General features: G+C 31.2%; 13 protein-coding genes. 5 read left to right on the top strand and 8 right to left on the bottom strand.

Annotated elements, in window-relative coordinates; genetic code table 11:
• The first annotated feature begins 1 nt into the window (after position 1).
• The 4 genes from LPB87_RS12190 (at position 2) to LPB87_RS12175 (ending at position 4,162) form a co-directional block, all read left to right on the top strand.
• Positions 2 to 331 (top strand): multidrug efflux SMR transporter, encoded by a 330-nt coding sequence (locus LPB87_RS12190; RefSeq protein WP_129540661.1) that lies wholly within the window; start codon positions 2 to 4, stop codon positions 329 to 331.
• Positions 332 to 335: 4 nt separating this feature from the next.
• Positions 336 to 1,094, top strand: coding sequence for a histidine kinase (locus LPB87_RS12185; RefSeq protein WP_207209609.1), 759 nt, complete (start codon positions 336 to 338; stop codon positions 1,092 to 1,094).
• Complete coding sequence (locus LPB87_RS12180) at positions 1,060 to 1,779, top strand: response regulator (protein WP_230728072.1); 720 nt, start codon at positions 1,060 to 1,062, stop codon at positions 1,777 to 1,779. The genes LPB87_RS12185 and LPB87_RS12180 overlap by 35 nt, the downstream gene beginning before the upstream one ends.
• Before the next feature lie 112 nt (positions 1,780 to 1,891).
• Positions 1,892 to 4,162: a cation:proton antiporter gene (locus LPB87_RS12175; RefSeq protein ID WP_129540659.1), complete on the top strand. Its 2,271-nt coding sequence runs from the start codon at positions 1,892 to 1,894 to the stop codon at positions 4,160 to 4,162.
• 39 nt (positions 4,163 to 4,201) lie between these two features.
• Here the strand turns inward: LPB87_RS12175 and LPB87_RS12170 are convergent, their stop codons facing one another.
• The 3 genes from LPB87_RS12170 to pyrH all read right to left on the bottom strand — a co-directional run bounded on the left by LPB87_RS12170 (position 4,202) and on the right by pyrH (position 8,223).
• On the bottom strand, positions 4,202 to 6,703 hold the full coding sequence (locus LPB87_RS12170; RefSeq protein WP_230728071.1) for a DUF5686 family protein: 2,502 nt from the start codon (positions 6,701 to 6,703) through the stop codon (positions 4,202 to 4,204).
• 107 nt (positions 6,704 to 6,810) lie between these two features.
• Positions 6,811 to 7,374, bottom strand: coding sequence for a ribosome recycling factor (frr, locus tag LPB87_RS12165; RefSeq protein ID WP_129540657.1), 564 nt, complete (start codon positions 7,372 to 7,374; stop codon positions 6,811 to 6,813).
• A gap of 141 nt (positions 7,375 to 7,515) precedes the next feature.
• Entirely contained in the window at positions 7,516 to 8,223 is a 708-nt protein-coding gene (gene pyrH / locus LPB87_RS12160; protein WP_129540656.1) for a UMP kinase, read from the bottom strand.
• Positions 8,224 to 8,420: 197 nt separating this feature from the next.
• Here pyrH and LPB87_RS12155 point away from each other — a divergent pair, with 197 nt between their 5' ends.
• Positions 8,421 to 9,023 (top strand): thioredoxin family protein, encoded by a 603-nt coding sequence (locus LPB87_RS12155; protein ID WP_230728070.1) that lies wholly within the window; start codon positions 8,421 to 8,423, stop codon positions 9,021 to 9,023.
• A 368-nt stretch (positions 9,024 to 9,391) separates the two neighbouring features.
• Here the strand turns inward: LPB87_RS12155 and LPB87_RS12150 are convergent, their stop codons facing one another.
• The 5 genes from LPB87_RS12150 to LPB87_RS12130 form a co-directional block, all read right to left on the bottom strand.
• On the bottom strand, positions 9,392 to 10,690 hold the full coding sequence (locus LPB87_RS12150; RefSeq protein WP_230728069.1) for a DUF2268 domain-containing putative Zn-dependent protease: 1,299 nt from the start codon (positions 10,688 to 10,690) through the stop codon (positions 9,392 to 9,394).
• 116 nt (positions 10,691 to 10,806) lie between these two features.
• The gene (gene truB / locus LPB87_RS12145) at positions 10,807 to 11,493 is read right to left on the bottom strand and encodes a tRNA pseudouridine(55) synthase TruB (RefSeq protein WP_230728109.1); all 687 of its coding nucleotides are present in this window, start codon (positions 11,491 to 11,493) and stop codon (positions 10,807 to 10,809) included.
• Between the two features lie 2 nt (positions 11,494 to 11,495).
• Positions 11,496 to 12,293, bottom strand: coding sequence for an undecaprenyl-diphosphate phosphatase (locus LPB87_RS12140; RefSeq protein WP_129540653.1), 798 nt, complete (start codon positions 12,291 to 12,293; stop codon positions 11,496 to 11,498).
• A complete protein-coding gene (locus LPB87_RS12135) occupies positions 12,294 to 12,542 on the bottom strand; it encodes a DUF3098 domain-containing protein (RefSeq protein WP_129540652.1) in 249 nt (82 codons plus the stop codon). It abuts the gene before it with no gap.
• A gap of 46 nt (positions 12,543 to 12,588) precedes the next feature.
• Positions 12,589 to 13,464 carry a permease-like cell division protein FtsX gene (locus LPB87_RS12130; protein WP_129540651.1) on the bottom strand — a complete coding sequence of 292 codons (876 nt, stop codon included), beginning with the start codon at positions 13,462 to 13,464 and terminating at the stop codon, positions 12,589 to 12,591.
• Between the last annotated feature and the right edge of the window lie 103 nt (positions 13,465 to 13,567).

The raw sequence follows: 13,567 nt of genomic DNA, 5'->3' as shown, positions 1-13,567 counted from the left end.
AATGAATTGGATTTTACTTGTAATAGCTGGGCTATTTGAAGTAGGTTTTGCCTCTTGTCTTGGCAAAGCCAAAGAATCATCTGGAATGGTAGCAACTTACTGGATGATTGGATTTTTTGTATGCCTTACAATAAGCATGCTTTTATTATACAAAGCAACTCAGGTTTTACCTATAGGAACAGCCTATGCCGTTTGGACAGGAATTGGAGCCGTAGGAACTGTTTTGGTTGGAATTCTTATCTTTAAAGAACCTGCAACATTTTGGAGAATATTTTTCTTAACGACTTTAATAGCTTCAATTATTGGGTTAAAATTTGTTTCAAGCCATTAATAACATGCAAACAAGCACCACTATAACTAATCTTCTACTAGCAATAATTATTTTGCTAGTAGCCCTGATTGGTTATATAGTCTATCAATTGGTTCAATCTAGAAAAGCCAAAGAAATAGCCGAAAAGAATTTTTATCTGCTAGAGATGAAGGTAAATGATTTGCAATTGGAAACATTAGAATCTAAACTTAATCCTCATCTTTTTAAGAATATCCTTAATTCAATTCAATCACATGCGTATCAAACTTATTTTGCTTTAGACAAATTGGCCAATGTGCTAGATTACATCCTTTACGAGAGCAAGAAAAAGTTGGTCACTCCAAAAGAAGAAATTGAATTTGCATTGAATTTAATCGAAATCAACAAAATTAAAATTAGTCCACTTTTTGAATTAAAAGTAAAGACTATTATTGGCGAAGACGAAAAACTATACGACCAGCCATTGCTCGCTCCTTTAATCTCTATCGATTTAATCGAAAATGCTTTTAAACATGCAGATATACAAAATGCAGATGCCTTTATTTCAATAATATTTGAATTAAAAGACAATCATTTCTCTCTAACAGTATCTAATAAAGTTTCGGATAAAAAGGTATTAAAGAAAGAACGAAGCGGTATAGGAAATGCCACATTAGAACAACGATTAAAAATTATCTATAAAAATCAATTCAAACTTGATAAATTTGTAGAGAACGATACTTACATTGCTCATTTAAAAATTAATCTACTTGAATACAAAACTCAAATGCTTATTACTGGATGATGAGTTACCCGGATTAACTTATCTAAAAATGCTGTGTGAGCAAATTCCCGAATTAGAGATTGTAAAAGCTTTTAATAATCCCGAAAAATTATTGTCTGAAATTCCAAATCTAGATTTCGATTTATTAATATCTGATATCGAAATGCCCGGGATTGACGGACTAAATTTAGCCCGTTTACTTGAAAACAAATTAGTTGTTTTTTGTACTGCTTACAAAGAATATGCAGCCGAAGCATTTAATATTGATGCCGTAGATTATATTACAAAGCCTGTAAAATTAGAACGTCTACAAAAGGCTGTTTCTAAAGCGCTTGAGCAGTTTAACAAACCCGAAGCAGTCAAAACCTTCATGCAGTTAAATACAGACAAAGGAAAAACCTTGTTGTATTTTAATCAAATTCAATACATAGAAACTGCCACAACTGACAGTCGTGACAAAACAGTACTTCTAGCAGATGGAAGCTTACTTACTTTAAAAAACATAAACTTTGGTTCACTCCTAAAACAATTACCCGAGGCCTATTTTTGTCGAGTAAATAAAAAGGAAATCATTGCAATGAGTGCTATTAAATTTTTCAATCACAACGAAATAGTACTGCACCATCAAAGAAAAAACGGAACAAATATTACACTTTCTTTGAGCGAAACCTACCGATCTGACTTTTTACTTAAAGTAAAAATATAACTTATTACAAAATTTCCCCATCTTATTACATCTAATAAGAATTAGCTTTGATTTTCCTTTTTTCCTCAAAAGTCACTCCGCATCTTTACACAATAAATCAAAATGACGTGATATGAAGAACATTAAAAATTCATTATTTTATCTCATAATTATTGGTGGATTTTCTGCTTTAATTTATTTGGTAATCTCAAAAGGAAAAGCTTTAGAAATAGGAAGAGAAATTGTTCAAAAGAAAATAGAGAGTAGCCATTGGAATGATTTTCTTTCGGCAATGATTGAAAACTTACAACATCCACTTGCTATTTTACTTGCCCAAATTATTACAATTATTTTGGTAGCACGTTTCTTTGGATGGGTTTTTAGAAAAATTGGTCAACCCTCTGTAATTGGAGAAATGGTTGCTGGTATTGTTTTAGGGCCATCTCTTATCGGAATGTACTTCCCTGAATTTTCAGCTACTTTATTTCCACAAGAATCTTTAGGAAATCTGCAATTTTTAAGTCAAATAGGTTTAATACTTTTTATGTTCGTAATTGGTATGGAACTAGACTTAAAAGTACTAAAAAACAAAGCACATGAATCTGTTGTAATTAGCCATGCAAGTATCGTAATTCCATTTGCTTTGGGGTTAACTTTAGCCTATTTCATTTATCATACTTTTGCACCTATTGGAGTTGAATTTGCTTCTTTTGGACTATTTATGGGAATTGCTATGAGTATTACAGCATTTCCAGTTTTAGCTAGAATTGTTCAAGAACGAGGTTTACAAAAAACCAAGCTCGGAACCATTGCTATAACTTGTGCTGCAGCAGATGATATTACTGCTTGGTGTATTCTAGCCGTAGTAATTGCTATTGTAAAAGCTGGTTCTTTTACTAGTTCATTATACGTAATTGGATTAGCAATTATTTATGTAATTGTAATGCTTAAAATAGTTCGTCCGTTTTTAAAACGTGTAGGAGACTTAAATTCAACCCGTGAGAGTTTAAACAAACCTGTAGTTGCTATTTTCTTCTTAACACTTCTATTTTCTGCTTATGCTTCTGAGTTAATCGGAATTCATGCCTTATTTGGTGCTTTTTTAGCAGGAGCAATTATGCCCGAAAACCATAAATTCCGTAATATTTTTATCGAAAAAGTAGAAGACGTATCTGTTATACTTTTACTTCCTTTATTCTTCGTTTTTACAGGATTACGTACTCAAATAGGTTTATTAAACGACCCTTATTTATGGAAAGTTACTGGAGTAATTATTGCAGTAGCTGTCGTTGGAAAATTCTTTGGAAGTGCCTTTGCAGCCAAATTTGTAGGACAAAGTTGGAAAGACAGCTTAGCCATCGGTGCTTTAATGAATACTCGTGGTTTAATGGAATTGGTTGTTTTAAATATAGGATACGATTTAGGTGTTTTATCAACTGAAATTTTTACTATGATGGTAATTATGGCATTGGTTACGACCTTTATGACCGGACCCGCTTTAGATTTTATCAATTTCATTTTTAAAGACAAAAAAACTGTTATCCCAGAAGAAATAGGCAACAAAAGCAAATACAAAATCCTATTTTCATTTGACACTCCTGACAAAGGAAAAACATTATTACGAATTGCAAATAGCTTGACTAAAAAACAACCTGACAATACCATTGTAACTGCAATGCATTTATCATTAAGTTCTGAGTTACATCCTTTTGAAGTAAAAGATTATGAAAGAGAAATGCTTTTACCAGTTATTTCTGAATCGGAAAGTTTGAATCAAAATATGGTTAGTCTTTTTAAATTATCTAATGATATTGATGCTGACATAACCGAAACAGCAAATCAAGGTGAATATGATTTATTATTAGTTAGTTTAGGACAATCTATTTTTGAAGGAACCTTATTAGGTAAAATACTAGGATTCACCACTAGAATAGTAAATCCAGACCGTTTAATCGATAAATTTACAGGAAAGGAAGGTCTGTTCGAAAATTCTCCTTTTGACGAGAGAACAAGACATGTTATTACAAAAAGCAAAATGCCTGTTGGGATTTTTATTGATAAGGAGCTAGAAGAAATAAATCAGGTTTTCATACCTATTTTTAGCAAAGAAGATTCTTTCCTTATTGAATATGCCAAGAAATTAATTAATAACAATGGTTCTCAAATTACCATTTTGGATGCTAGTGGCGAATTAAAGAACAATCGTGAAATGCAGGAATCTATCCGATCTATTGAACAAATTGCTCCTAACCATATCATGCTAATGCACGATAGAACTATTAAAAAAGAGTTTATAGAGCATCAGGATTTAATGATTATTAGCTTAGACAGCTGGAAAAAACTAATCGAATCTCAAAGTACTTGGCTTAATAATACGCCATCGGTCTTAATTCTTAAACCATAATAATTTAAAAAATCCCATCTGCTTCAGATGGGATTTTTTTTAAATACCTAAATCAAGTACAAAACTCAATTTAACAGCTATATTATCTTCAAATCTTGGTAATTGGTTTGGTCCATAACGATAGAATCCGCTTAATCCTAAACCACTAAAAATCTGATTTATTTCTATACCAGACTCAAAGAATCCTTTGTTCAATGTCTTATAATCAATCCCGACATGTTGTTCTGGATTTTCCATATTTCCCCATGCCATGCGCGAAACCATTACTAAAGACGGTCTTACTTTTTTGATTATTTTAAATCGGTTAAAACCATGTTTAACCTGGAAAATTGCATATTTACTTGAAAAGAATTCATTAAAAAACATTGTTTCAAAACTATTTCTGCCTGCAAATGTTACCCTCTGAATCATTGTTTCTTTGGTAATGTTATTTGGTGAAGTATTATACAAATGTGTGATTGGTACATCTCCCATTGCATACCCTCCTTGCAAAAGCAAACTTGTTTTTTGTCCGTTTAGATATTTTTTTTCATATTCTGTTTTAAAATCTATTTTAGAGAAATTAAAATCATTTTCTGCAATGTTAGGCAATGATTGTGTGTATTGAATCGTAAACTTTGGAAATCTTTTTTCAATCTCAATTCGCCCGTTAGGTGTTTGCATATAATCACTGAAAGGATTCCATGCCAATGAAAGCATTGCCGTAGTCATAACATAATTGGTATACAACCTTCCATTTAAATTGTAAGCATAATCAAATTTGGGCTCTATTAAGGAACGTGAAATTTCAAAAATACTTTCCGTTTTCGGGACGATTCGCGTAGCCAAATAACCAGTCCAACTAACATATTTGTAGAATGTACTAATATTTATAGGTCGAGGGTCATACAATTTAAAAACTCTTTTATCAACCGCAAAAACAGTACTACCAATCTCCCTCACATCATTGGTATAAGATCCTCCCACCCATGTATTCGAGAATCGTTCTACTCGAGTCGATAAATCTAAGTTATACTTAAAAGCCCCATCTTTTGTGCCATATCCAGCATAGCCCCCAATCTTATATTTTTTTGAGAAAAGCTCATTAGTAACACCACCTAAGCCAAATCTAAATCCTTCGTAATTATTATAGCTAAATAGTTTTCTTAAATCTAAATCGACTACACTTATTGGCAGGTAACCATTAATAATTTTTCTTCCAAACCTAATTTTACTTTCAATTCTTTTTTTCAAAGAAATACTATCCAGCAACATATATGTTTTTTGAGAACGTATATCTAAACTATCTTTTCGATACTTATTCCAAAAACTTTCTGGTTTTTTAATAGCATCATCTTTAATTTCGATATATAAAGATGGATTTTTTATTTCTATGGGTGTATTATAATGCACATCAAAATTATTACTCTCAGATACTAGATAAGTATAATCTGAAGCTTCTTTTTTTCTATGTATATCTTCTTCTTGCTCTGCATCTCCATCAAACTGAATTGTACCACCAAGAATCTTAATATCATCATCATTCTTTCCTTTTACTATTTTAAAAGTAGACCCCTTTGGAAACCATATTTTCTGCTCAGGGATATAATCAAACTCATGTATTCCACTAATATCAAGTACGCCTTTAATACGCATTACTGCTTTTGCGATAGCATAACTATCCTGATCGATATAAAGAACTCCTTCTAGTCCCAATTCAGGTTTCCTCATTCGGTTTTTAAAATAAACCATATAGGTTTCTCTACCTTTTATCAAAACGGTATCGAGCAATTTATAATTGTAATCTTTTAAAGCATCTTTGGCAATTGGACTATTATACTTCGTTTCGAAAAGTTCATAATTCGAATCGTATATAGAAATAGATTGCAAATTAAAAGCAATAACTTCATAGATAGGTTGCTTGAAGCCCGCCATTTTTGTTCCTAAAATGGTTTCTTTTAGTTTATTATTTCCAAATTGATATTGTGAAACTTTTTCTGTTTGAAACAAATGCTGTTTATTAGAGATCTCTTTGAATTTGAAGTTAGCCGAATCAACTTTAATAAATCTTCGACCTATCGCTTCTTGTACAAAAATAGAATCCAGTCTTGAACTAATAGAATCTGGATTAGCAGTTACAATTAATTTATTATACGTTTTATACTCAAAACTGGTTAGCTTTTTTTGCGGGTTATTTTTGTTCTTGCTCTCAATTGTTTTCCTAATAATTGCCAAAGCAGGATTTTCGTTTGAGATGATAACTTCTTTTAAAGCTGCGGTAGATTCTACTAATCCAACTTTATAAAAATTTTTATTAGCAGAAGTATATATTATAGCCGAAGTATATCCGATATAAGAAACCGTAAAATACTCAATACTAGCGGTAGATTGAAGTGTGAATTTACCATCGACATCGGTGATAGAATTCACCCCGTCATCGGTAACTATTGTAGCAAAAGGGAGTGGTTTATTTGTAACTTTTTCCGTTACAATTCCGTTTATCTGGAATTGCGCTTGTATAGAAAGCGTGAAAAATAATGTTAAGAAACACAATAACTTCATACAAAAAACAATATTACAAATTAGGCTTGTGATATCACAAAAGTAAGCATAAAAAAATCCGTCTCGCATAAAATTAACAAGACGGATTTTTAATTGTTACAAAAAGATTAAACCTTCATGATTTCAGCTTCTTTATTAGCCAATAATTCATCAATTTTTTTAATATAACTATTCGTTAGATTTTGTACTTCTTCTTCTGCGCTTTTGCAAACATCTTCTGAAGTTCCTTCTTTTTCTAATTTTTTAATATCTGTGTTAGCGTCTTTACGAACGTTTCTCACACCAATTTTAGCATCTTCTGCTTCTGATTTTGCTTGTTTTGCCAAATCTCTACGACGCTCTTCTGTTAATGGCGGAACGCTGATAATGATCACATCTCCGTTATTCATTGGATTAAATCCAATATTAGCTACCATAATTGCTTTTTCAATTGCTTGCAACATATTTTTTTCAAAAGGTTGCAAAGTAATTGTTCTTGCATCAGGTACACTAATTTTTGCTACTTGCGACAGCGGTGTTGCTGAACCATAATAATCTACAAAAACACTCCCTAGCATAGCCGGAGATGCTTTTCCTGCACGAATATTTAGAAATTCTTTTTCTAAATGCGCAATAGAATTTGCCATTGATTCTTTAGTGCTATCTAAGATAAATTCGATTTCTTCAGTCATTTTTTTTAGATTTTTAGATTTTTAGACGATTCAATTTTTTAGATCCCTACAAATGATTCGTTTAATTTACTAACTAATATAATTTTATTTTTTTAATGATTCCTCTAAAAGATTGTCAAAATTTAGAAAAATCTAAGTACTCTAGATATTTACTACAGTTCCGATATTTTCACCTTCGCAAATTTTCAATAAATTTCCGATTTTATTCATATCAAAAACTACAATTGGTAATTTATTTTCCTGACTTAATGTAAAAGCGGTAGTATCCATTACATTTAATCCTTTTTTAAGTACATCTTCAAAAGAGATAAAATCAAATTTTACAGCAGCTGCATTTTTCTCTGGATCAGAATCATAAACACCATCAACACGAGTTCCTTTTAAGATAACATCTGCATTAATTTCGATACCTCTTAAAACTGCTGCAGTATCTGTTGTAAAGTAAGGATTTCCTGTACCTGCACCAAAAATTACAATTCTGTTTTTCTCAAGGTGACGCACAGCTCGTCTTTTAATATAAGGTTCTGCAATTGATTCGATTTTTAGAGCCGTTTGCAAACGTGTTAACATTCCTTTATTTTCCAAAGCTCCTTGTAATGCCATTCCGTTAATTACGGTAGCAAGCATTCCCATATAATCACCCTGTACTCTATCCATTCCTGAACTTACCCCAGAAACTCCTCTAAAAATATTTCCTCCTCCAATTACAATGGCAATTTCTACTCCCTTTGCATGAATCTGCTTAATTTCTTCTGCATATTCGTCCAATCTCTTTGGGTCAATTCCGTATTGTAAATCTCCCATTAAGGCTTCTCCACTTAATTTAAGAAGAATTCTTTTGTATTTCATTTCTATGTTGCGTTGGTTTGTGCAAATATAGACATATTCTCATTTTTAAAAATAGTGTTTTAAAAAAATTAATTTATCTTCTAACTTTTATCTAAAAAGCTCAATTTAAATAATGCATTTAGGATGCAATATGACAAAAATCAGTATCTATTTCTTTTAAATCTGTAAATTTGTATTCCACATAAAAAAATAAATTTATGCAAAAAAGTATCACCAATGCCCTGTCCAACAGCTATTCATATACCGAATACAGAAAAACAGTTACTGCTTTATTAGCTGAAGGGAAATCAACAGGATCCGAACAATCTGAGGATCTAACTCATTATACTAGCTTGAATGAAACTAGAATGAATCGGTTAGAAAAAACAATAAAAATTAACGAAACAACAATTTCTAAGCTACAAAACCTTCGCAAGAATTATATTTGGCTCGTTATTTCTGAAGGTTGGTGTGGTGATGCTGCACAATTATTGCCAATTATTTATAAAATGGCAACCGCATCCAATGACAAAATCGAACTAAAAATTGTACTTCGTGATGAAAATCCGGATCTAATGAATTTATTTTTGACAAATGGAGGAAAAGCAATTCCGAAATTAATTATTATTGACAAAGAGAAACTTGAAGTTATTGCCGATTGGGGACCACGCCCAAAAGGTGCAATTGAATTGGTCAATAATTACAAAAAAGAATTTGGAGTTATTGATGAAACCATTAAAACAAATTTACAATTGTGGTACTTACACGACAAAGGAATTTCGACTCAAGAAGAGATCTTGGAAATCATGGAAAATCGTTAAACTCAATTGACCGCAACCTTTATAATAAAGCCCTCATGAAGTAAAAAATAGCTAACCAACTGAAGACAAATGATTAGGGCTTAAAAAAAATTTATTTTTAATTAAAAAATCGTATCTTGTAACAAGAATCCCACTTCTATTACTTCCTTATTTTATTGGTGTTTATTTAATGTCTAACAATTTAAAAATACCCTATTATGAAAAAGTTATTCGAAAGGTTTTACGATTTTTTTTCGACATTTTTATTTGGAGGAAAAAACACATCTCATTATTAACTCCAAAGACACAGTATGAAACAACAATACTCTAGAATGAGGTATTAGCACATTACTATTAGTAATGTGCTTTTTTTTTACTTTGTACAGAAACTATTTATTAGTTTTAAAATTTATCAAATATGGTTTTAATCTTGTTCCGTCTTGTTTTTTAAAACTATTCGTTATTAATATCTGATATTCTTGGTCTGGTTTTAAATCTGCTTTAAAACTCCACGATTTTAAATCAGATGCCCAAACTCTTTCTGAGTTTATTTTAGGACAAAAATCTTTCCCTAGAGGCCCAAAGTCTAATCCAGCATCATATCCGTTTAATGGCTCTGAAAATGTAATTGTGATTTCTGTCAATCCTGGTTTTACTTTTTTACTCCCATTTTTGAAAGGCTTGATAGATACAACCTTTGGCTGTCGTTTTTCATAATCATGCTTTAACTTCTCTAAACTTTCTGGAAGTAATTTTGTTGCATCTACAATCCGTTCTACTTCTTTTTCGTTGTTATAATCAAGCTCAATGAGGGTCTTAACTGCCTTTACTTTATCTTTGGACAAATTGTAGTAGCGCTCGCAAATTTCATAACCAACGTAATACCCCAAGTCCCTTATTTTTAAAACATTTTTATTCTCACCCCACAACCAATTATAGTTATTTTTAGCAAGATATAAATCCGAAATAAATAAATCTATCACTTTCTGTTGATTATTTTTTCCGAATTCTATTGCTGGACTATTAGATTGCTTACCTGTAACTTTACAGGAAATAAATTCTGCAACACCCTCATACAAGCACATCGAAAGTAAGTTCTCTACTAATTCTTTTTGTTGGGTATGTATATACTCATGCGTACATAATAATGCAATATTTTTTCTTGGATTATATTCTTTATAAAAAGATTGGCGCCACAGCGGTAATTCGTCAATAATAGTAGTTTCATCTGCCAAACTCAGTTCGCTACCAATTAAAATCCGATCGCCTTGTATGGTTCCATTGGTCCTAAATGCCCCAATAGAAAAGTAAATAGTTGAAGGCTTTAAATCAGGGTAAACCTGTTTGAGTTTGTTTATATCAGCTTCAATTTCTGGATAAAGTTCATTGCAACTTAAAGTATTTGGCTTTAGTGAATTCCAGAATTTAGGATATTTATTTATCGAATTAATAAAGTCTTCTGCGGTATAATTCCGAACTTCTATTAGACTTTTCAAACCCAGAGTTCCTTTATCAATATAAAAATCTTTTAAGAAATTATATTGTTGAACGCTATCTTTTGTAGAAATAATTTTCTCGTATGCATTCCAAAAATTATCAATATCAGTTGATACAAAATTTTGATTTTTTATTTGACAATAACATGACATTGTTACTATCAAAAAAAATACCTGAAGTAGATTTTTCATCTTTTTGTTTTTCTAAACAGTAGTCTAAATTACAAAAAATAATACTAAACTGAGAGTCTCCAAAAATGATATTATAAAACTACAATCTATTAGCTACTGCTCAATACAAAAAATCTTTATAAACTTTCTTCAAACAAAGTAACATCAGTCGCATTTTTCACATCGTAATCCCCAATTTTGGTACGGCGTAAAGCTGTTAAATGTGAACCTGAATTCATAGCTTTTCCAAAATCAAAGGCAAGCGAACGAATATAAGTTCCTTTGCTACAAACTACTCTAAAATCAATTTCTGGAAGTGCGATTCTTGTAATTTCAAACTCATGAATAGTAGTTTTTCGGCTTGCAATTTCGATAGTCTCACCAGCACGTGCGTGCTCATACAAACGAACGCCATCTTTTTTTATAGCAGAATATATTGGTGGCTTCTGATCTATTTCGCCCAAAAACTGTTTTACTGTTTCATGAATAAGCACCTCATCGATATGTGCTGTTGGAAAAGTTTGATCGATTTCGGTTTCTAAGTCATAAGAAGGTGTTGTAGCTCCAATAAAGAAAGTACCAGTATACTCTTTGGCTTGACCTTGTAACTCAGAAATTCTTTTGGTAAACTTCCCAGTACAAATAAGCAACAATCCAGTCGCCAAAGGATCTAATGTGCCTGCATGGCCAATTTTGAATTTCTTAGGAAGTCCAACCTTATTTATTAATGCATATTTTAATTTATTCACTGCCTGAAAAGAACTCCAGTTTAAAGGTTTATCTATCAGTAAAACTTGTCCATTTAAAAAATCTTCGGGAGTAATCATTATATAATTGTAAGCGGATGAATAAAGAAATGTATTAATAACAACACAATCCCTGCAATAATACGGTAGTATCCAAATACTTTAAATCCGTTTTTAGTCAAAAATCCTATAAAGGTTTTAATAGCCAAAAGTGCTACTACAAAAGCTACTATATTACCAATAATCAATAAATTAACTTGATCATGTGATAATTCAAATCCTGCTTTATAATAATCATAACATTTTTTAGCGGTTGCCCCAAACATGGTAGGAACTGCCAAAAAGAATGAAAACTCAGCCGCTGTTGTTCTTGACAATTTTTGCGACATCCCTCCTACTATACTCGCCCCACTTCTTGAAACTCCTGGAATCATTGCCAAACACTGGAACAATCCAATTTTTAAAGCTTGTGAATAGGTTATTTCTTGTGAAGTTTCGACTGTATTTGGATTATTAAACCATTCATCTACTTTTAGCAAAATAACTCCACCTATTAAAAGTGAAACTGCAACTGTAACTGGGTTTTCTAATAAACCATCTATAACATCACTTAATAATAATCCTAAAATAACTGCTGGTATAAATGCCACTAATAATTTAAAGTAAAAATCAAGCGTTTGAAAAAAACGTTTGAAATACAAAACGACTACCGAAAGAATAGCTCCTAACTGAATTACAATTGTAAAAAGTTTTGTAAAATCATCATGGGCAATTCCAAAAAAAGAAGAGGCAATAATCATATGACCAGTTGAAGAAACAGGTAAAAACTCTGTAATTCCTTCAATAATGGCTAAAACAATAGCTTGTAAAGTATCCATTTATGCTTTTTTAGGATTTTTAAGAATTGCATAAATTGTAATTCCAAAACCTATCAAAACTGTAGTTGGAGCTAAACGAATACGTCTAAAATTAAAGATTGCTTCATTAAAAACATTTGGATCATTACTTCCACCACCTGCCATCAGAATAAATCCTAATGCAATTACACCAATTCCAATCAATAAAATTTTATAATTCACTTTATCAAAAAGAAATTCCTTTTTATTTTGCTCTTGTTTGTTTTCCATTTTTATTTTTTTGTCCCTTGACAAAGTCTCAGGTAAGCTCATTTTATTAATATAAATCGTCAGTTCTTAAATTTAAGAAACGTTGTGTTGCAAAGTGTGTACTTAACCAAGTTATCAATACTCCGATTCCTAAAACCGTCAATAAAACTAATCCGATAAGTGCTTTATCTTCCATTATTCCAAGTCCTGGGAAATTGGTATCTACATAAATTAATAATCCAACCAAAGCAACAATAGCTAAACCTGCACCTATTAATCCTAGTTTAATACTTCGCATTACAAATGGCTTACGAATAAATGATTTTGTAGCACCTACCATTTGCATTGTTTTAATGATAAATCGATTAGAATGTATTGATAAGCGCAATGAACTATTAATAAGTAATACTGCGATTACAGTTAAAAATCCACTAACAATCAAAATCCACATACTCACTTTTTTGATATTATCATTAACCAGATTTACCAATTGCTTATCATAAACAATATCAGAAATCATAGTATTTTTACGTAAGCGACTTTCTATTTTAGCGATACTATCTTTAACTACATAATCAGCCTTTAAGTGAATATCATACGAATTTAACAACGGATTCTCTCCTAAAAACGTTAGGAAATCTTCACCAATAATATCAGTATGCTGTTTAGCTGCCTCTTCTTTAGTAACATAAACAAATGATCTAGCAAAAGGAGCTCTTTTTAACTCGGCGTTGAATGCTTTTATAATACTATCATTAGCTTCGTTCTTAAAGAAAACCGTCATAGCGATTTTTTCTTTAAAGTCATCCGCTAGTTTTTTAGAATTAATAATGAATAACCCTAGTACTCCCAAAAGGAATAAAACCAGAAATACACTTAATACAACCGAAAAATAAGAGGAAATTAACCTACGTTTTTGAAATTTATCAAAGTTAGAACTCATAGTTTGCTTAAATTATGTGGTAAAAATAATAAAGAATTTCATTATTTGAAGTTAATAACGGCCAAAGTTTTAACTTTCGTACAATAAATGTAAATTTGCGAAC

This window comes from Flavobacterium sp. EDS (genome assembly GCF_020991525.1).
Lineage (GTDB): Bacteria > Bacteroidota > Bacteroidia > Flavobacteriales > Flavobacteriaceae > Flavobacterium.
This window is presented reverse-complemented; position numbering and strand designations above follow the sequence as displayed.